The following is a 21,500-nucleotide window of genomic DNA, read 5'->3' as shown; positions in this document are numbered from 1 at the left end:
ATGAAGCATAGAAATAAACTCTGTAGTCAAATGGCGTCAATGCTGCTTGCTATCGGTTTGAGTAGCTCGGTATTCGCGAGCGACGAAAATTATGAGCAGTGTATTCTGAGCGCTTTATCTGAAGCGGAAAGCCAACAAAATATTGAATGGCTTAAAGAACAGTGCGCTTCTTTGGAGGCTGATGTTGAGGAAAAGACTAAAGAGAGCAAAGCGAATGCAGATTTTCCAGAAAGGTCACCAGAGCAAAAGATCTCACGCTTGAAGATGGAATACACAACAGAAGACAACCCATTTGTAATAACGCCATATCGTTTGAATTATATTTTGCCAGTCACACATATGACTAACGTGAACACACAGCCATATGGTGATGATCGATTCGGAGGTAAAGCGGATGACCTTAGCGATGAAGAGATCAAACTACAGTTAAGTTTAAAAATCCCAGTGGTCGATGATGGTGTGTTTAACCAAGAGGATAAAATCTATTTTGGTTTTACGCTCAAATCATTTTGGCAGGCGTATTCGTCCGACATTTCGGCGCCGTTCAGAGAGACAAACTATCGTCCTGAATTGTTTTATGAAACGCCTTTGAATATCGAGTCGGCTGATGGTGTTTGGTTCTCTCGATTCGGTCTAGAACATGAATCGAACGGTAGAACAGAGGAGTTAAGTCGAAGCTGGAACCGAGTCTATACGGGGCTCGGATACATAGAAGATGACTTCTTAGTTTATATACAGCCTTGGTATCGTATTCCGGAATCTAGCAGCAGTGACGACAATCCAGACATTGAAGATTATTTAGGACACTATGAGCTGTCGGGGGCTTATAAATGGGAGGAGTTTGAGCTCTCAGCACTAGGCCGCTATAACTTTCAAACTGGTTATGGTGGCGTTCAAACCTCGCTCAGTTTTCCTCTGTTTGGGCGACTAAAAGGTTATGTGCAGTATTACAAGGGGTATGGTGAGAGCTTGATTGATTATGATTATAACAGCGAGCGGATTGGTGTCGGTGTTCTTCTCACTAATGCTTTATAGAGCGATATTTTGAATTGTGTTGCAGAGAGAAACACCGACGATAAAGGCGGTGTTTACATTACTTGGCGACTTCTAGCTTAGATTCAATCTCAGAGATATTGCTATTGAAGAATAAGGTTTGTGCAACCTTTAGAACTACCGGGTAACCGGACTCCAAAATGGTTTCGTAGTAATACTCTTCTGCAGCCGCTGGGTTGCCTTTTGATTCCTCTAGCTTGGCCAATATTATGGTGGACATAACGTTGTAATCGTTTCTCGGTATTAACGTCATATAACGCTCAGCTTCATTTGGGTTATCTTGAGTAAGGGAATAGGCGGCCAGTGCATCGTAGACTCGATAAGATGTTGGATTGATTCCCGCTGAAAGTAGTTTTTCCCCAAACCGATTATTCAACTTTTTGACGAGCTGCTCTTTTTGAGAAGACTTCAATAAAAAGATATCGGCAAGTTCATACAAATAACGACTCGACATTAAAAAGTGGTTATCAGGCTCGAGTTCGTTGGCTTCGACGATTTTCTTTAAGGTGTCCGTTCTATCTAGAGTCATAAAGGTGAGGCCCAGAGACTCAAGTGCTAGCCTCAACGGTACTTCTTGTTTTGGAAGCTCAGAGATTTGCTGCTTTAAGATGGTTTTCTGAATATCGATATTAAATGAGTCTAATAAGTCATCGAGCATAGTTCGCATCGTGCTGTGTAGAGAAGAAGCATCAATCAGATAGTCTCGCCCTAAATGTTTGAAGTTAGAGATGCGATTGAAATAAGTGATATCGAGATACTCTCTGTCGCCCTCTGTTTTGCTTTTAAAACTGACGACGTTGGCGGAGTTTGGAACTAAGGTTTCGTCCACTATGATGCGAAAGTTGCGGTAGGTCGTAACATAGCTCATCAGCTTATGAACAATGCCCCTCATAAAGGCATTGTTCTTTAAATTCTCGTCCACTCTAACGTAGATGTAACGGGGTTCGAGTGATAAGTAATGAACCGTAGCGTGTGCTTTATGCTCTTCAATCACTTGGTGATTGGTTACGGTATTCGACTTAGTGTCAGAATCTGAAGCATGATTTCTGGAATACGCTCGTTCTGTGGTCACAAGGGTTGAGCTATCAATACTGTTGTAGGACTCGTTCGGTGATTGTTGCCACCACCAAAACACGCCAATGGCGATAACGATAGCGCTTGCAGCCAAAGCACCGACAGCAACCACTAATGGCGAGGGTTTTGTTGGTTTTTCTTTAGGTTGAACTGATGATGAGTTTTGTGTTTGATGGCTTGAATTGGGCTCTTCAAATTGTGTTGATGAACTGGTTGAAGTGCCAGAATTATTACTTTTTGACGCTGCCACACTAGGTGTCGTATTGGTTTGATTACCTTGAATATTAGTGTCTTGGAGCGTGACATTAGCGCTGACTTTTCCACTATCACTCAGGGCGTCATCATCACTTTGTTCGGTAGAAGGTTCACTCTGAGCAGAGTTAGTTTGTGGTGGGTGATTATCTGTATCAATGATACTAACTTCATCGATTGAAACGGTATTGACCTGCAATGATGGGGTAATTAGGACATTTTTTTGCACCTCGACATCAAGCTTGTAACCTCGTTTAGGGACGGTAATGATGTAGCCCATCGAATGTCGCTCAGCCGACTTTAAGGTTTTTCGAAGCTCAAAAATCGCTTGAGTGATCACTTGATCCGTCAAGATCGAGCCGTTCCAAACCTCATTAATGAGTTCATCGCGTGAGAACACAATGTTGGGGTTCTGACAGAAGAAGTCTAACAACTTAGACAAACGATTATCGATAATCACGTCTTCATTATCCATGATGAGCTTGTCTTCATCTGGGATAAACAGCCACACGTCGAAAGAATATTGGATGCGCTCTTTTTTCATAAGTACCGATACTAAGTCTTTGTATTAAAATTACTTTAGTAGACAAGTATGGGCAATTCAATGAACCAATGTTCAATAGTGATAAGTAGGCGTGCTTTTGGCACAACCATATACTGACTACGAACTATATATTTAATATTGAGAATTATTCGCATTAATTGATCTGAGCGAAAGAACCGATTAGATTGTGTCGTTAGTATTAGGAACAACATGATTTTTTTGAGGTATTTATGAGTACAGTCGTTATATGGGGAGCGGGGAGTGGCTTGGGCGCAGCAATGGTTGAGCACTTTCATCAGCAAGATTTTGAAGTGATTGCGATTGCTAGAAATCCAGAAAAGAACCCTCGCTTGGCTATTCTTGGCGTAACAACACTGAGCTGCGATGCGACCGACAAGCAACAAGTGAAAAAGACGGTGGCTGAGTTACCAAAATCGGCCTTGGTGGTTTCAAGTATGGGCAGTTTTAGAGCGGATGTTCCGGTTGACTACATTGGTCACCGACATGTGATTGATGCTCTGGAAACCAATGAAATCAAACGCTTTGTGCTGGTGACGTCTTTAGGTTGTGGTGATTCATGGCAGTACCTATCAGAACGCTCTAGAAAAGGGTTCGGCGCCGCCGTTCGTGAAAAATCGTTGGCGGAAGCGTGGTTAATGTCGAGCTCGCTGGATTACACGATTTTACGTCCCGGTGGCTTGTTAGACGGTGAAGCGACGGGTAACGGTGAGCTTTCTCAACAAGTGGAAGTGCATGGTGTGATTTACCGACAAGAAGTGGCTCGTCTTATCGAAACCTTACTGGCAAACGACGCGAGTATCGGGCAAGTGTATCAATGTATTGATCCTACGGTTAAGTATGGATAAAAGCCCGGCATTGCTTTCTGAAGGCATTCCTATCTAGTGAAAAGTTTTAAGGCCGTTTAGTCTCACTGAACGGCTTTTTTTGTTTTCTGTCCTCAACGACTTCCATTCTAAGCAAATGTTGCCTGTTTCTTATATGAGAGTGCCTCTCTCTTAATCTAGATTAAGTTTTGCCTGTCTTATTCTCTGTAGTATCCGCGCAATCAGCCTCACACTAGATGGGGCAATGGCGTAACACGATTAAATGAGGATTAGATTTGAGTACTTTGTTTGCAGAAACCCGCATTGGCACCATGACACTGAAGAACCGTTTTATGAGAAGTGCAACGTGGGAAAATATGGCGACTGAAGATGGTCATATGACAGATAAACTTTACGCTATCTATGAAGAGCTAGCTCAAGGTGAGGTTGGCTTGATCGTGACGGGTTACGCGAACATCGTTGAAGAAGAAAAACCGAATGCTGGCATGATGGGTATGTATAACGACTCGTTTATCGAGGAGTATAAAAAGCTAACTCAGTTGGTACATGACAACGATTCTAAAATCGTAATGCAATTGGCTTATGGCGGTACGAAAACCACGTATGACCTTGGGGAGCGAGTGATCTTCGCACCGAGTGAGGTTCCTGAAAAAGGGACTCAAACACTCGGTAAAGCAATGACCAAAGACGAGATCGACTACATTGTTGATGCGTTTGCTCAAGCGTCTTTGAGAGCACAAAAGTCAGGCTTTGATGGCGTTGAAATTCATGCCGCTCACACTTACCTAATTAACCAGTTCTTAAGCCCTTACTACAACCAACGCGAAGACGAATACGGTGGTAGCTTGGAAAATCGCATGCGATTCTTACTTGAGATCTATACGGCGACACGCAAGTTGGTTGGTGATGATTTCCCTATCTTGGTTAAGCTTACGGCTTCTGAGTTTTTCGAGGGCGGTGTGACCTTCGATGAAACGCGTTTGGTGTGTAAAAAGCTAGAAGAAGTAGGCGTTGATGGCATTGTCGTTTCTGGCAACATTCATGGTAAAGCCGACACCATGATTGGCGAGTCACACGACGGGTTTACTATCCAAGCTGAAGGTTACTTCCATGAATATGGCCACGCAATCAGCCAAGACGTCGATATTCCTGTTATCACGGTGGGCGGCTTAACGGATTTTGATGCCATTGAAGAAATCGCCAATAATACGGGTATCGAGTACTTTGCACTTTCTCGACCTCTGTTATCTGAGCCTCATCTAATCAAACGCTGGAAAGAGGGCGATCGAAGCCCAGTAGAGTGTGAGAGGTGCTCTAAGTGTCGTACTAAGCGCGGCAACTTCTGTGTGGTAAACAAAGATAGAAAAGTGCAGCTAGCTAAAATGTAGTTACTTAACCCATAGCTAAGCGTGAACCATAACGCTAAGCATGAATCTAAACATGAGCCTGTGTAATACCGCAGGCTCTTGTTTTTCCGAATCTACATGAACTGATATTTGAAACCTTATTAATCACATTTCTCTGTCAAATAAGTTGGAGTTAATGGGTACAATGGCTCTATTAATTTTTCAACAGAACTTTCCTCTTAGCCTGAGCATACTGTGAAATTACTTCCTCTTCTAAAGCAACCTCGAATCCACTGACGCTTCTTAGTTTTAGCGGCATTGCTATGATTTAAGTATGGCACTCACTGTTCACCCCAGCCTTTCTTGTGCCTATGGGGCGCTTGTTTGTGCATGTTTAGATCCTCAACGTCGAATCTTTTGATATTTAAACGAATAAAACTAATAAGTTAATTAGAGGTAGAAATGCAAAATAAGCATTGGTCTAAATTCGAATTGCTGCATGAGGTCGTCACCAATCCTAATATTCATATCAAGGGTCAACACAGCTATTACAGTGATTGTTGGGATAACGGATTTGAGCGCTCAGTCGTCCGTTATCTGCACGGTGACGAGGTCAGCCGCCAGTGGGAGCCGCGTTGGGAAATCGATGAGCTCTACATCGGGGATTACGTCTGCATAGGAGCCGAGGTTGTGATCCTTATGGGCGGCAATCACACCCACCGAATTGATTGGTTCTCTTTGTATCCATTTATGGATGTGATCGACGAAGCCTACATCGGCAAAGGTGATACTCATATCAAAGACGGGGTTTGGCTAGGGATGCGTGCCATGATCATGCCGGGCGTGACCATCGGAGAAGGGGCGGTTGTCGCTGCGAACAGCGTAGTAACCAAAGATGTGGAACCGTACAGTATTGTTGGTGGTTCTCCCGCGAAGTTAGTTAAACATCGCTTTGATAAGTCAGTTATCGAAGAGCTAATCTCAATCAAGATATACGATTGGCCGACAGAGAAGTTTGAAGCACTGAAACCGTATTTATGTAACTCAGACTTTTCAAAGTTAAAGCAGGCGATAACGGATTACGACAATGGTTTGTAAGGAGCGTTTGTAAGGAGCTTTTATAAGGTACAGATATAGCCACAGGTTTGTGTAAAAAGACCTGTGTCATATTTATCTTGAAAAACACGTTAAATCAGTTCGTTACCTTGCAATACCCAATATGGTGTACCAATCTTATTTCATAAGCATGGATAAGGATTGTGTATGCCCGCAAGTTCAATGAAAAACAAAGGGGTAGTGGGGAAAGTCCTACTGCCTTCTTTGCTCATAAATCTTCTTTCTCTCGCCGTTCCGCTAACGGTTTTGCAAATTTACGATCGTATCTTGCCTAACCAGAGTTATGGGACAGCCACTCTGTTATTAGCGGGTGCGACGTTGGCTGTCGCTATGGAAGCGCTAATCCGGTTTGTGCGAACTTGGCTTTTGTCTGCCGCGGCCAGTAACACCGAGAAAGCGACCTATCAAACTATGGTTGAAAGGGTGACTAATGCTTCATCAAGTCATCTTCGTCACTTAGGTGTTGGCGGTGTAGAAGAAGGGCTCGGCTCAGTATCGAAAGTTAAAGACTGGTATTCCGGTGGGGTGATTGCAGGCTTTATTGATTTGCCTTTCGCATTGATCTTCTTGGGTTTGGTGGCTTACATCGGCGGTGAGCTGGTGGCAATACCTTTGGCAGTTTGGCTGATTACCCTCGGAATTGTTTGGTTATCTTCTATTCGCGTTAAAAGCCTAAGTGAAGAAGCTTCTAAAGATGAGCAGGAGCGAAAAGCGTTTTTGATTTTGCTGAGTCAAACTATTCAGGGAATCAAGCGTCAGGCCGTTGAGTCTCGAATCTTCAATCAGTTTAAATCCCTCAATAATGTTCGTTCTCAGTCTAAAGCGAGAGAAGAGGAACAGAATGCCTTCGCTCAAGAGTGTATTCAGCTTGCCGCATTAGCGACGTCAGTTTTACTTGTGATTACTGGCAGCTTGTGGGTGCTGGATGGACAGTTAACTACAGGTGGGTTGGCAGCATGTTCTATCTTATCTGGCAGAGCGGTTGCGCCTTTGAGTGCTCTGGTTGGGGTTCGAATCAAACTTAATTCAATACACAGTGCGAATAAGGCAATAGAAAAGTTAGGAGATTTATCACTGTCTGAGTCTGCAGTTGCTGAGCTTAACTTATCTGACTTTGAGACTTTAGAAATTAAGCAAGCCACTGTTGAAAGATATGGTGAACTCGCTAGTACGAATGTGAAGCTAAATAAAGGCGAACTGGTATTGTTAGAGAGTGAAGACCGCCACACCAACAGTCATTTATTGTCGTCGATTGCAGGTATTGATGATCTGAAAGCGGGTGAGTGCTTCATTAACGGAGCTAACGTTTCAATCGCATCCGTAACCAACATTACTGCCTACTGCGGCGTTAAAGGGCAGTTGGTGTCGGGTACTATTCTCGACAACTTGTGCGGGTTTGATCCTGAGAGAACACATAGCGCCAGTGACTATGCTAAGCGTTTGGGTTTAACCAAGGAAATCACTCGATTACCCGATGGACTAGAGACACAAATTGGCCATACGAGTGCGTCTCTGCTGAGTATGGGCAACGTGAAAATGCTCAATATCGCGACTCAACTGGCAAGTGATAAACCCATTATCATGTTAGAAAGGCCAGATTCCTCGCTTGATTTAGATGCCCTTGGAAACCTAGCTAAGGTTCTGGAAGAAGAAGTGACGGCAGGACGCACGATACTGATGGTGAGCTACCACTCTAAACTTCGCGAACTAGCTAATCGAATCATTACAGTAGAAAGCAGAGCTAATTTTGAAGAAAGTGAGCGCAATCAGGAGGCCGTCGTATGAATCACTTAGAAACCGAGAGCCTTTCTGTTCTTAAACAGTTGGAAGTGAATGCGAATATCCAGTTGTTCGCACATCAATGGGTCGATGAAAATGGGATTGAATCAATCGACGATATGTTTGCCCTGTTCGACAGGCTTGCATTGCCCTATCGCTTGGTGGCCAATCTGGACGAGGTAGGCGATCACAAATTAGTTCTGCTGATTCTTGGTGAAAGTGAGTTGGTTGCTGGTCACTTGGAGTCAAAACAGTTTGTTGCCGTTGATGGCAATGAAGACGTTTCTGACATTCCTCAATTTTGTATTGTGATAGAAGGGGCACCATTGGAGAAGGCTTCTCCGGATTGGGTTGGTGAACGGTTACATGCTTTTCGTCCTATCATTCCCAAATTACTCTTGGTCAGCTTTATCACCAATTTATTTGCTCTCGCTGTGCCATTCATCACCATGTCGATCTATGACCATGTAATCGGTGGCGATGCTGGGCATGAACTGCAAGGAATCGCCATTGGGGCTGCTTTGTTGTTTGTGATGATGGGCTGGTTAAGAACATTACGTAGTCGAGTGTTTGCTTCTGTGTCCAACCGAGTCAGCCGAGAGATATCTCAATCCCTCGTGCAGCGTCTGCTTCGTAATAGCTATGCTCAAAATCAGCAAACAGCTTCTTCTAGTCAGCAAAACCAAGTGATGCTGTCAGAGCGTATTTCAGGTGTGCTATCGGGGCCACTAGGAAATGCGTTATTTGACCTACCATTCATTCTTATTTTTGTACTTGCGATAGGTGTTTTAGGCGGATGGTTGGTACTGGTTCCAGTCGTCTCTTTAATCCTTTATTACTTGCTAGCAAAACGTTCGATACGCTCTAGCAGCAAGCGCTCGATGCAGTCGACAGTGGCAGGTACTAATCGTCAAAACATGACCAATGAGCTTTCATCCAAACTCGCCTTTATTCGTAGTGCTGGATTCTCAAAGCATTGGATTCAACGCTTCAAAAAGGCCAATCTTCTTGCGTCTACAGTGACTTTTAATCAATCGGTTCTCCAGAGTCGGTATACCTCGATTTACTATTTCATTGGGGTTGGTTCGACACTCGCGGTGATGGGGTTAGGCATTGGACTTATTTTTGAACAAGTGATGACCCCCGGTGGTTTGATTGCTTCAATGATGTTGATATCTAAAGTGACGGGTCCCGCTCAGGTGTTGGCAAACAGTGCGATGCGTTTTAACAGCTTTAATCAATCCAAATTGCAAGTGAACCGTATCTTGTCTCAGCCGTCCGAGCGTGAATTCAGTTACCAGCATCACCCGTTACCTGTGGTAGCGCCTAACTTGAAATTAGACCAAGTGACACTGCGTTATCCTAAACAGAGTCGCCCCGCTTTGAATGGTGTGAGCTTTGATATTGAAGCGGGTGAAATTGTTGCGATTACTGGCCCTTCAGGAAGCGGTAAATCAACCTTGATCGAAGTATTGTCTGGTTTACAACCTATCCAAAATGGCATGGTCGAGCTTGAAGGCGTTAACCTCGTTCAATACGACCCGCAGCTCTATCGTCACTGGTGTTTCATTCGAGCAGCTTATCCTGATTTGCTTACGCTGAGTATTCGAGAGTGGCTAAACGACGGTCATAAAGTCGAAGATCCGAAAATGATCTCTGCGATTGAAATGGTCGGCGGAAAGCGTTGGTTCGAGACATTGTCAGGTGGGCTAGACACCTCCATCAGTAGTATTCAGCCGGATAGCCTTTTTGACATGTTGTCTGGTAGCGTCGCGCAGATCCTTATTGATGCAAAAGCGCTGGTTTATGACTACCCAATGTTCTTAATGGATAATCCTGTGCCTGATGCTCACCCAAATGCTAAACGTATATTTGGTGAGTTTGTGCAGTCGAAAAAAGGAAAAGCAACGGTGATCTACACGTCCCACGATCCGGATTTAATCAAGCTTGCCGATAAAGTGGTGGTATTAAATGAAGGTGCAGTGGTTTATGCCGGTCCATTAGAGCCGGAGCAGTCTTCGAAGCAGGAACAGCCTTCAGAGCCTCAAGCTTCCCAAGAACAAGAACAAGAACTGTCTGCTCAGCAAGATGTAGCCCCACAAGAACAATCAGAGTCTAAGCAAGGAGTCGCTAATGGCTAAACAACCTATCGAGAAGGGCAAGCGCTACGGTGAACTTGTTGAATCACAAAATACGGCTCGAACATTGGCATTGGCGACATGGTCAGTTGCTTTGTGTGTTATCGCTTTTGCCACTTGGTCTGTCGTCACCCAAGTTGATGAAATTGCTAAAGCCAAAGGCGCAGTCATTCCAGAAGGCGAGAAGCAAGTATTACAAAGCGCGATTGGCGGTAAGTTAAAGCAAATTCTCGTTAAAGAAGGTCAACTGGTCGAGAAAGGTCAGCCGCTTGTTGAGTTTGATGCGACCTTCCAACGAACCGCTCTTGAAGAATTGAAATCCCAACAAGTGACGCTTCTAGCCAGTGTTGAGCGAATGAATGCACTGCTTGAACAACGTGAGCCAAATCTAGCGGAGTTCGAGGTCGATTATCCAGAGATCGTTAGCCAGCAAAAAGCGCAGCTGAACGCACAAAAAGCCCTCTATTTCCAGAAGCGTGTGGTACTTGAGAAAGAGAGCGAACAAATTGCGGAGCAGCTTCGTAGTGTAGACAAGTCATTGCCTAGCTATGAGAAAGAGCTGAATGCGACCAAGCAAGAGTTGAATATACTGGAAAAGGGTTATAAAGCGGGTAACATTTCACGCTTACGTGTGCTTGAAATGCGACAAAAACTGGCGAGTATAGAACAGAAAATCGAAGAAGCTCGTGGTAAGAAAGCTGTGTTAATCAAGCAAGCAGACAGCACAGAGCAAAAAATTGAACAGCTTTTAGCAGAGGCGAAGGCGAAGGTCAGCGACGATCGTTCTAAAGCCGTATCTGACTTATCAGCACTGAATGCCAGAGTTCGTTCAAGCCAAGCTAAATTGACGAACACTATGTTAGTGTCACCGCTACAAGGCTTGGTGCAAAGCCTACCAAGCACGCAAAACGGTGGTGTTATTCAGCCAGGTGGTTCTGTGGTTGAAATCGTTCCTGTTGGTGGGAAAGCCGACTTTAAAGCTCGTTTGTCGCCAAGAGATATTGGTTTTGTGAGTGTAGGGCAGCCTACTCGAATTAAGATTGATGCGTTTGATTACAGTCGGTTTGGGGCGTTGAAAGGGGAAGTAGAAAGTATTTCACCGACCACCAGTCAAAGCGAGCGAGGCGAGATTTACTATGAGGTTGTGGTATCGGTTGATACGCCATACTTCCGCGATAACCCAGAGAGCTTTTCTATTTTGCCAGGCATGACGGGAGAGGTAGACATTACAACAGGTGAGAAATCAGTATTCCAGTATTTATGGAAACCGATCTACACCAATGTGAGTGTCGCATTTGGTGAAAGGTAATCGTTATATAAAGTCGCTGAGAGTAAACAAATAACCACAGCAAATAATAAAAAGGGAGCACATTATGTGCTCCCTTCTGTTTAGTCTCGTTATCGGTTAACTATTTGGATCAATGTCCGGTAGCCCGTCTACGTCGTTGTGATGATGGTGTTCATCATCTTGGTTATGGTTGAAGTTTGCATCATGGTGTTCCAGCGCGTCTGACATATCCAAGTGCGCTTGGTCATGTGTTACTGCATCTGGTTGGTCGACTTGTGCAAGTACGATATCCATATCTGCAGGTTGATCATGAACCGTTGTCGATGTCGCATCGGGTTTAATGCCCAATGCATCCAGATAAGCGGCTGCACCATGGTGGCTGGTTTTCTGCTCTGGTTCTTGATGGGCCTGCTGGGTTAAATCCAGATTACTATCATCGCTTAGAGTGACGGTAAAGTCCGCTTGCGAAGCCATGTCTGGCTCGTCATGTTGTACAGGAGGAGGTGGTGGGGGAGCTGGGTGAGATGCGTGGACAATTGGTGTTATCGTCATATCAACGACCTCTGTCCCAACCGTAAGTTTGCCACTATGCCCTGGTCCATGACTGAGTATCTGAACGTTCACGTGGGCAACCACCTCATCCTGATTTGTCCCTTGCAGCGCGATTTCGAACTTATCTTCATGCTGACCAATACCTGAAGCACTGCCATGTGGTCCAGTGTGGACTTGTGCTTGCTCTTGGTAATGTAAATGACCGGTTTGAGGATCAATGGTTAACGTTCCATATTGCCCATGATGGCTTGTTACATACTGACCATTAGGTAGGTGTATACGCCAACCGTTTTGCGCCGATGGGACAGGCGTTTGAGATGGGACAAGAGGCGGAACACCAAGTGTACCGGACACTTGATGGCTTCCAGATGGCGGTTTAACAACAATCGGCTCTGGGATTGCACTGGCGGCAACACCTTGGCTACCCGCTGTATTTCCGTGTTCGTCTGTCATGGTGACTTGTACTTGAGAGCCTGGGTTTACTTCAATTTGTAATCCATGCTGGAGTGTATGGGCATCCAGAACGTGATCTTGTCCATTAACAACGAGATGTTCGCCAACCTTAGCGTCACCCGGTGGGGTAATTGTCGCAGTGACTGTATTGGGGTGCCCGTGGGCTATTTCTGCTTTGCTGTAAAGCCCATCAGGTCCGGGGTTTTCAAAGGTAATTGTCGGCAGGCTAACATGATTGTCAACGCTGAATACCTGTGAACCTGTCGTCGCACTGCCAACATTTCCTACCGCATCGGTGGTTATTATGGTGGCTTCTATTGAGTGTATCGAGCCAGACTGGCCATTTGCATAGCTAGTATGAATATTGGCATGTTCCAATATATTACCAGCCACTGGAATAGAAAAATGTCCACTCGAATCAACCGAGCCTGTGAGTGATGAAATGGTTGCACCGTTTATCTTTAAGCTGACAATATCACCTGTGTGGTAATCGCCAGTTACTGTTCCGGTTATCGCGATAGTTTGACCAGACTCAAGAGCATTGAGCACGTTATCTTGTGTCACTGAGTCAACTGCAATATGTGGAATCGGACTCTGCGTATCAACTAGTAGATGGGTCGAAATGCGAGGCGTCGAATTACCTGCCGTATCAACGGTACCGACTTGTATTGAGTAGTCCCGATCGGTCGCCATTATGTTTTGATGTATAGAAGTACCTAGAGTTAATGACCACGTGCCATCTGGTTTTACCGTTGCATCATAAAAGTGTTTATTGCCGATGACGACATAGACGACATCCCCTGGTGCTATGTTGGATGTCGTGCCGGTGATCACTAATGGTTGGTTGTTCTCTGCGGCATTTAACGCGTTGTCCTGCGATATCGGGTTTACTGTGATTGTGCCGGGAGTGGTGTCCAAGGTGAAGCTAAAGTGCGTCACTGGGGATACGTTGCCAGCGATATCAGTCTGTCTTACCTGTAAGTCATTAACCCCTTCAACTGGATTGAACACAGTTGTCCAAGTGTGTCCGCCGTCATTCAAGTATTCTACTTCTGCTCCTGCTTCCGTTTGAATTGTAAGTTGAGAGTCTTTAGTGATTAAGTCTGGGGTGTTAACCGAGTGTCGCCCAGTGTCGTCGCGCAGAGAGACCGCTGGTGCAGCAATCGTATTATCGAGTGTGAAAGTCACCGAAGTATCAGGGGATACATTTCCTGCGGCGTCAGTTTGTCTCACGCTGACCGTATTTGAGCCTTGTTGCGGGGTGAAACTCGATGTCCATGTATGTCCGTTGTCGGTCGAGTATTCAACGGTTGCGCCTGCCTCTTGCCCATTGATAGTTAATGAACCATCGCTAGTAATCAAATCAGACGAATTGCTCCCTGTATCGTGAGTTAATGATATTTGGAGCGGCGCGACTACAGTATCAACATGCAGAGAAAGAATGGATGATGTTGCTGGCAAAACTGAAGAAGGAGCTAACGCTTTGGCAGAAAGATTATGATCGCCATTCGATAAGCTGTTTACCGCCACACTATACTGCCCCGAGCCATCAGACATAGCATGGCCAATCGGCGCAGAGCCATCATAAATAGTGACTTGCGAGTATGGGATATCCGTGTGCCCAGTGATTGTAGGTGTACTGTCTTTGGTTAGATTATCGGTATCTGATGTACCGGTATCGCTAGTTGTTGCTAAATCGACAGTTACTGCATTATTTGGCGGAATGTTTGTCCCGGTTGGTAAACTTGGTTGCGTGGTTGTTACCAGTGGATTGGAAGGCACAGAGGTTGAAATCGTCGGTGACTGTCCTGGCACAACTGAAACATGACCGTTGGGAGCAAAAGTGATGAACTTCGACGACTCCCCACCGTGATTGTCAGATACTTTTACTTCAAACACATCGGTGCCGTGGTATGTGTGTGTCGCCGCGTTATAACTCATTCCAGCAACGGACCCATTGGCTGTGTATACATACGCGCCCGAATCTGGGTCGACCGATAGCGAACCGAATTGACCTGTTGAATTGACGACAGAGAAGGTATGAGTGTCGTTCACGTCAACATCGGTTTCGGTCAGTGTGCCTGTTGTTGGAGTTGTTTGGGTTACCGATAAAACGGGGTCATCGTTTGTACCATGAATGGTTATCTGAATCACTTTCGAGGTACCATCAATAGTATTCACCGTCACCGTCTCTTGAAGTGTGTCATGCTCTCCTAGAGAGTTTACGGTCGGATTTGTAGAATCAAGATGAAACGTCCAGTAGCCATTTTGGTTAATTGAGAGCTCGCCCAAATTATGTGTACTCGCGATATGACTCTGTGCCCAAAACCCACTCTGTCCATAGTCTTTATCATCAGCATTTAGTGTTCCAGAGACAGAGGTTTGAGAGTCTTCGTAAACAGACCCTGAACTTTGCCCCGTGATTATTGGGGCATCCTGGGTTCCAGTAATGGTCACTTTTATCACATGTGCTGTACCGTCAGCACTATGCACAGTAAATACATCGGGTGTTGTTTCTCCCTGATGCAGAGATTGAACACGAGGATCAAGTGAATACGTCCAATGACCAGATGCATCTATGGTATAGGTACCAAGTTGGGTTGAACCTGATGTCGCAGTAAAATGACCCTCTCCACTATCCGGATCAGTAACGGTGAGGTTTCCCGATGTTTGTAAATGCTTGTCTTCAGTTACCTGTCCCGAGTCTTGGCCTGAAATGATCGCCCTATCATCATTTCCTTGTACCAACACTTCAATATGTTTGGTTGCGGTTGAGCCGTCAGTAGATATCGCTGTGATATCAAAGCCTTCTGCCTTGGTCTCACCTTGTTGTAGCGCATTGGCCTTGGAGTGGTCTAGGTCATAATGCCATTGCCCATTGCTATCCACATGAAGTGTACCGTAAGATCCAACAGAGTTACCTGCAGTAAAGGTGACGGAATCTTTACTGTCGGAATCGTGCGCGAGTAGAGTGCCTGAAATAGAGGTAACCTTATCCTCAACAGCCGTTCCCAATGCGGCCGTTAATGCGTCAGGCGTATCAATAATCACATGATCATCGGTGCCTAAGATTTTGGCTGTCAGCGGGATTCGTGTTCCATCTGCGGTGATCAGAGTGATCGTATCAGTCAGTGAATCGCCATGACTCAGTGATTGAACTTCAGTGTGACTATTATCCGCACTGTAGCTCCATTTGTCGTGGCCATCGGTTGAATGAGTGAAGTTGAAGGTTCCGTGTGCGCCTGCAAGGTTCATCGCGAAGTTTACTGGTACTGTGTGCTTGACGCCGTTGACCTCTATTTGCGTAACTTTCGCTTCTGATGGCGAGTCAATATCCTGAATCTCGAGGTTTTTCCAACCTGACCATAACTCATTGGTGCTTGTTCCCGATTTGAGATGATCTTCAGTTACAAAGTTGGAGGCGAGTGTCGGTTGCAGTGTGGCAGCATCATTGCTCGGTAATAGAGTGGTAGACGCGCCAGTATGAGTAACGCCACCATGAGCATCTTTGACGTCATAAGTGAAATGCACTTGGCCGTTATAGTCTTTGGTTGGAGTAAAAGTGTATGTGCCGTCTTTGTTATCGATAACAGAGCCATGATCGACTAATAGATTCGCAATGGAAAGTTTACCTGCATCATTGGTATCAACATCAACCGTGTTAGCAAGTAAATCGGCTTTGGTGAAGGTAAGTGCTTTATCTTCAGTGCCAGAATTCAGCGTAACTTCTGAACTGATGTAGGGTCTGTCGTTATCACCATGGATGGTAATAACGATGTTCTTAGCTGTACCATCTTTAGAGTAGACGGTAATTGTATCCGTTAATTCTTGACCATCACCTAATTGGTCTATCTTTGTTGCTGTATTATGTTGGTTGCTACCAACGGTAACCATGTAATGCCAATTACCGTCGGCGTTTAATAATAAATTGCCATAGGTACCATGGTAGGAGTAGACCCCGCCTTTTGTGTCAAATTGTGCTTCGCCAGTATCTGGGTCAATAATCTCTAACTTACCATCCGCGTATAACGGGTCATTGGTTAACTTAGCCATCCCAGGCTGTGCGTAGTTTGGTGAGCGGTCATGATAGGTACCGTGACCTTCATCAACATCACCTGTTGATATTCCTGTGATTATTGCAGCATCTCCAACCGCATCGATATGTAATGTGTTGGTTGCTTCCGCAGAGCTAGCATGTCCGTCATTGACGGTAAATTTAAACTGAACATCGCCGTTAAAGTCAGTGGCTGGAATAAACTGAAGCTTAGCGATATCAGAGACTGCAATGCTCTGACCTGCGGTGATGTCGTGTCCATCGAGTACAAACTTACCTTGAGCTGCAGATGGCAGGTCAGTGATCGCGATGGAGTGCAGCGTATCGCCAGTGTCGACATCAGTGAAACCGAACTGACTCGCTTGCATTTGATAGTTTATATCTTCTGTGCCGTTGCTGAGAACTACCTTGGTAACTGTCGGTGCGTCGTTGGTTCCTACGACATCAATATTTAAGTCGTAGGCAGTACCATCGAAGCTGTGTACTCGATAGGTAACCGTTTCAACTTGCCCTTGCGCTAGATGTTGAAGCGCCGCGTTGTCGACGCTATATCCCCAATTACCCGCGCTATCAATTCGAAGCATGCCACCAAATGGATCGTGAAGACGAGTCTCACCAAATTGGCTGTATTGGAACTTATCTTCGCCGCTGTCTGGGTCGATGACTTGAAGTTGTCCGTTGGCCAGTTCAGTTGTCGTGCCGTTGTTGTGCGTTGCATGTTGCCCATCCTCAATAACACTTCCGGTGGTCACCTCAGAGATAATCGCTTTGTCTGGTGTCGCTACGAGGGTCGTATTTGCGCCAGTGTGGGTGGTACCCCCATGAGCGTCTTTCACATCGTAAGTGAAGTGAACTTGGCCGTTATAGTCTTTGGTTGGCGTGAATGTATATGTACCATCTTTGTTATCAACAACAGAACCGTGATCGACCAACAGATTAGCAATGGTGAGTTTACCTGCGTCATTCGCATCAACGTCAACTGTATTTGCCAACAACTCGGTTGCTGTAATGGTTTGAGCTAGGTCTTCTTTACCTGAATTGAGCTGTACTTCAGAAGCGCAGTAAGGTCGGTCGTTGCTACCGTGAATCGTAATGACAATATCGTGCGATGTACCATCTTTTGAATACACGGTAATCGTGTCAGTCAGAGTTTGATTTTCACCAAGCTGGTCGATGGCTGTTCCTCGGGTGCTTGTGAGACCACCAGTGCTACGAATCTGCCCCGTATCAGCGTGATAAAACCAAGTTCCGTCTTTGCGGAGAAGTAGGTCTCCATATTGACCTGAGTAATTAAAGCCAAGTCCGTGTGTATCAAACTCCGCCTCTCCTGTATCTGTGTCTGAAATGGAAAGCTTGCCACTGGCTCTAATGGTACTTCGTACTAAGTGAGCCATGCCTGGTTGAGCATAATCTGGGGACATGTTCTGCCCAGCAGTACCTTCGGTTACGTCACCCGTGTCGACACCGCCAATAACGGCGGAGTTATTAACCCCTGTAATCGTTATTGAGAGGTTTTGAGTGCTGCTCGCATTATGTTCGTCTGTGACTGTTACGGGAACAGTCAGCGTTTTCGTGACACCTGATGCTAACGATTGATAGCTAGAGTGAGCGGGGTTGAAGCTATAACTGCCATCCGGATTAACCACCAAGCCATCAATCTGCGGTGCGCTGTAAGTCAAGGCCGCACCGGTATCAATATCGTGGCCAACCATTTGTCCATTTAGAACGCTTCCACCTTCAGTCACTGAGTGAGACTGTGCATTGATGGTTGGGGCATCGTTGGTACCATGAACCGTGAGCTCTATTGTATGTGTTGTACCATCTGCTGAGCGTATAACGGCTGAATCGTGTTTCACTTCACCTTGCGCTAAGTTCTGTATATTGCGGTTGTCGAGCGTATAAGTGTAGTGACCGTCACGCATGAGCAGTATGTGCCCACCGAGCTTGGTGTCGTAGCCAATACCTTGATAGGTTTGCGGACCAATATTCGGATCAAACTGAGCCTCTCCCGCATCAGGGTCTTGGATGTTTAATTTGCCGTCGTAATGCAATTGATAGTGGGTGTCTATATAACCGCGATCTTCAGTCACTCCCCGTAAGTCTGCATTGGTTTGTGCGTCGGTAATAATCGCGTTATCTGGAGTTGCGGTAAGATCAAACTTAGCTTGAGTGCTGACGCTACCGCCATGGCCGTCAACGACATCATAGGTGAGTCGAATCTCACCATTGAAATCTTTGTCTGGCGTGAAGGTATAAGTGCCGTCTTTATTATCAGTCAGGCTACCGTGTGTGGCTTGCAGCTTTGTCACGTGCAATACATCGCTACTATCAACATCGCTTGCGTGCGTTAGTAAGTCAGAAGCCTTGATGGTTACGGGTTGATCCTCTTTTCCCGCAGGAAGCTGAGTCCACGCACTGACAATTGGTTTGTCGTTGCTGCCTTGCACATCGATAACAATTTTATGAGGGACTGTTGCTCCAGCTGAATCGGTAGCGGTGATCCAGAATGATTCAGACTGATGTTCACCAGCCGCTAGTTTATCTGCCGCGCCGCCGGTTGAATTGTCTAGCTGATAGTGCCAATGACCATGCTGATCAATCGACAGCGTTCCCCATTGACCTTGGGGTTGAGTGATTGCCCACGTGACGGTGTCGGACTTATCTATATCATTTGCTATTAAACTTCCTGTCGCATCGGGGTTTCCTGCCGTGTTCAAACCCTGTTCGATCACTGCGCCACTTGAGGTACCTGAGATAGTAGGGCGATCATTGGTACCGTTAATTGTGACGGTAACTTGATGCGGTGTTCCATCTGCCGAATGAACGGTAACCGTATCGGTGGCAGTAGATCCTTGCCCTAACGCTTGCACTTTTGGGTTGGTGTTATCGAGATCATAAGTCCAAGCTCCATTATCTTTGAGGTGGAGCGTGCCCAAAGCACCAGCAATATCGGTATTCGAGAAGTGTGCTTCACCGGTATCGACATCAGTAATCGTCAATGCACCGGACGTTTGAAGTTGAGTTTCTTCCGTTACTGCCCCGGAATTTGTGCCACCAATGACGGCTCTGTCGTTGGTGCCATTGATAATGATAGTAATTTGATGTGGTGTACCGTCGGCAGAGTGGATGGTCATGATGTCTGTTGTTGACGAGCCTTTGCCCAAGGCTTGTACTGCTGGATTGGTGTTATCCAGATCGTAAGTCCATGCACCATTGTCTTTGAGGTGGAGTGTGCCTAGGGTACCTGCAACATCGGTATTGGAGAAATGCGCTTCTTTTGCATCGATATCACTGATGCTTAATTTTCCTGAAACCGTGAGCTTATGATCTTCAATAACTTGATCTAAGTGGGGGCTTTTTCCAACAACGAAGAATGAATTTGGTGAACCTCCTGTGTTATTGGTGATCACAGCCGAATCATTGGTACCATTAATAGTAATAGTGACTTGATGTGCAGTTCCGTCAGCGGAATGAACCGTGATAATGTCTGTTGCAGTAGCGCCTTTGCCCAAGGCTTGTACGGTTGGATTGGTATTATCGAGGTCGTAAATCCACGTACCATCTTTGTCGATGGTTAATGTCCCCAAATGACCATTAACTTGAGACGCTTGAAAATGGTCTTCTCCAAGATCTGGATCTGTTACTGAAAGCTGGCCCTGTACTTGTGTTGTTAGATCTTCTATAACCGAGCCTGCGTCCATACCGGTGATAACCGCATTGTCATCGTTACCACCAATGGTCATATCAATGGTTTGTGGCGTACCATCTTTAGTGTGGATTGTGAAGCTTTCATGTAGTGATGTCGCCCCAGTTAACGCTTGAACGTTAGAAAGCGAGTTGTCTACCTGATATTGCCAGTGTCCATTCGCGTCTATGGTTAATGAGCCATATTTACCTGAGATAACTTCTGGTGTTACTGAACTTTCATTTTGGTCAGGGTCAACGACGTCAATTTTACCATTCGCATGGAGTAAACCTTGTGAATCGATATTGTGATCTTCGGTAACGACCCCAGTTAAATCACCAGAAATACTTGGCAAATCTTGTTTACCCGTTACCGGTATCTGAACAACGATGCTCGCACCATTAGATAGGTGTAACGCAAAGTGATCAGTACCTTGTTGGTGTTGATTCAGCAAGATGTATTGAGGTGAGTTGGGGTTTAGAACGAACGTGTATTGGCCGTTTACATCGACATGAAGCTCTCCGTACGTCCCCTTGATCACTTCTGGAATAAAAGTGACGGGTGTAGTTGGTGTAGGAGGCGTGTTTGAATGAGTTGGCTGACCGTTACCTACTGCTGAAATGGTTGGCATGGAGACCGAAGGGATGTAATGAACCTGCGGGTGTGAAAGCGTCGATAGGTGATGAGAAGGAACTAAATGCGTGTTTGCCCCGTGAGGGATCTGACTTTCATTGGTATTAGGGCTTTCTTGGCTCTCATTTGTTTGCGTGTTTGGATGAGTAGCTTCGAAGGAACTTGCACCTGCGTGTTTATCGACGATGGTTTCATCTGCAACACTATTTGTCGTTGTTAAATCGTTGTCATGGGTAGTATCACCTGACTCCTCGGTAGCTTCAGCATGCTTTGCCAATGATGGTAAGATCATCATGAGAGATTGGAAGAGTGGGATGTTAACCCTAAGGTGTGAATGCAGTCTGAGCTTTTTCTTTTTTGTTGTTTCTTTTGGCTTTAGCTCGCTGCTTTTTTTATTCTCTATTTTTGTATTTTTCTTATGTGTTTCGACGTTGTTGTTTTTAGCCATTTTCTCATCCGTGAATCTTGGTTGCATTCTCTTAAGTAAAATACACAGATCGAGGTTTCGCGAGGTAATCAGATAATTTTTAAAGAAAATTTCCTTAAATCAAACGACTCTCTCACTTTAGTGTAAGGCGTGTTGAATAATCCTTGGTCAATTAGTTAAAAATTTCGTCGATTAGTTAAAGATAATGCTCAACTAGCTTGACCTTACCCTAAGGGTAACCTTTATAGTTGCCTTATAAAT

9 protein-coding genes are annotated in these 21,500 nt (G+C 45.3%); 7 read left to right on the top strand and 2 right to left on the bottom strand.

Annotation, left to right across the window (positions count from 1 at the left end):
* Entirely contained in the window at positions 1–1,035 is a 1,035-nt protein-coding gene (locus tag F0228_RS12070) for a phospholipase A (protein ID WP_116871439.1), read from the top strand.
* 58 nt (positions 1,036–1,093) lie between these two features.
* On the opposite strand, the gene F0228_RS12065 is transcribed toward F0228_RS12070, so the two are convergent.
* Complete coding sequence (locus tag F0228_RS12065) at positions 1,094–2,923, bottom strand: winged helix-turn-helix domain-containing protein (protein WP_171762266.1); 1,830 nt, start codon at positions 2,921–2,923, stop codon at positions 1,094–1,096.
* A 230-nt stretch (positions 2,924–3,153) separates the two neighbouring features.
* Between F0228_RS12065 and F0228_RS12060 the strand changes: the two genes are divergently transcribed.
* The 6 genes from F0228_RS12060 to F0228_RS12035 all read left to right on the top strand — a co-directional run bounded on the left by F0228_RS12060 (position 3,154) and on the right by F0228_RS12035 (position 11,456).
* On the top strand, positions 3,154–3,789 hold the full coding sequence (locus F0228_RS12060; RefSeq protein WP_061030799.1) for an SDR family NAD(P)-dependent oxidoreductase: 636 nt from the start codon (positions 3,154–3,156) through the stop codon (positions 3,787–3,789).
* A gap of 254 nt (positions 3,790–4,043) precedes the next feature.
* Entirely contained in the window at positions 4,044–5,156 is a 1,113-nt protein-coding gene (locus F0228_RS12055; RefSeq protein ID WP_171762265.1) for an NADH:flavin oxidoreductase, read from the top strand.
* Positions 5,157–5,576: 420 nt separating this feature from the next.
* Complete coding sequence (locus F0228_RS12050; RefSeq protein ID WP_171762264.1) at positions 5,577–6,212, top strand: CatB-related O-acetyltransferase; 636 nt, start codon at positions 5,577–5,579, stop codon at positions 6,210–6,212.
* A 165-nt stretch (positions 6,213–6,377) separates the two neighbouring features.
* Positions 6,378–8,015 (top strand): ABC transporter transmembrane domain-containing protein, encoded by a 1,638-nt coding sequence (locus F0228_RS12045; RefSeq protein WP_171762263.1) that lies wholly within the window; start codon positions 6,378–6,380, stop codon positions 8,013–8,015.
* Positions 8,012–10,150, top strand: a complete 2,139-nt coding sequence (locus F0228_RS12040; RefSeq protein WP_171762262.1) for an ABC transporter transmembrane domain-containing protein — start codon at positions 8,012–8,014, stop codon at positions 10,148–10,150. The genes F0228_RS12045 and F0228_RS12040 overlap by 4 nt, the downstream gene beginning before the upstream one ends.
* Positions 10,143–11,456, top strand: coding sequence for an HlyD family type I secretion periplasmic adaptor subunit (locus F0228_RS12035; RefSeq protein WP_171762261.1), 1,314 nt, complete (start codon positions 10,143–10,145; stop codon positions 11,454–11,456). The genes F0228_RS12040 and F0228_RS12035 overlap by 8 nt, the downstream gene beginning before the upstream one ends.
* Before the next feature lie 96 nt (positions 11,457–11,552).
* Here F0228_RS12035 and F0228_RS12030 read toward each other — a convergent pair whose 3' ends face one another.
* Positions 11,553–21,260 (bottom strand): VCBS domain-containing protein, encoded by a 9,708-nt coding sequence (locus F0228_RS12030; protein ID WP_171762260.1) that lies wholly within the window; start codon positions 21,258–21,260, stop codon positions 11,553–11,555.
* Positions 21,261–21,500 lie beyond the last annotated feature (240 nt).

This window comes from Vibrio sp. 99K-1 (assembly GCF_013114585.1).
GTDB lineage: Bacteria > Pseudomonadota > Gammaproteobacteria > Enterobacterales > Vibrionaceae > Vibrio > Vibrio chagasii_B.
Note: the sequence above shows the minus strand (reverse complement) of the source record. Positions and strands in the feature narration are given on the sequence as shown.

Excerpts from the sequence above, each read along its gene's own strand:
- F0228_RS12050 (WP_171762264.1), top strand. The coding sequence starts at position 5,577 with ATGCAAAATAAGCATTGGTCTAAATTCGAATTGCTGCATGAGGTCGTC.
- F0228_RS12070 (WP_116871439.1), top strand. The coding sequence starts at position 1 with ATGAAGCATAGAAATAAACTCTGTAGTCAAATGGCGTCAATGCTGCTT.
- F0228_RS12040 (WP_171762262.1), top strand. The coding sequence starts at position 8,012 with ATGAATCACTTAGAAACCGAGAGCCTTTCTGTTCTTAAACAGTTGGAA.
- F0228_RS12030 (WP_171762260.1), bottom strand. The coding sequence starts at position 21,260 with ATGGCTAAAAACAACAACGTCGAAACACATAAGAAAAATACAAAAATA.
- F0228_RS12045 (WP_171762263.1), top strand. The coding sequence starts at position 6,378 with ATGCCCGCAAGTTCAATGAAAAACAAAGGGGTAGTGGGGAAAGTCCTA.
- F0228_RS12065 (WP_171762266.1), bottom strand. The coding sequence starts at position 2,923 with ATGAAAAAAGAGCGCATCCAATATTCTTTCGACGTGTGGCTGTTTATC.
- F0228_RS12060 (WP_061030799.1), top strand. The coding sequence starts at position 3,154 with ATGAGTACAGTCGTTATATGGGGAGCGGGGAGTGGCTTGGGCGCAGCA.
- F0228_RS12035 (WP_171762261.1), top strand. The coding sequence starts at position 10,143 with ATGGCTAAACAACCTATCGAGAAGGGCAAGCGCTACGGTGAACTTGTT.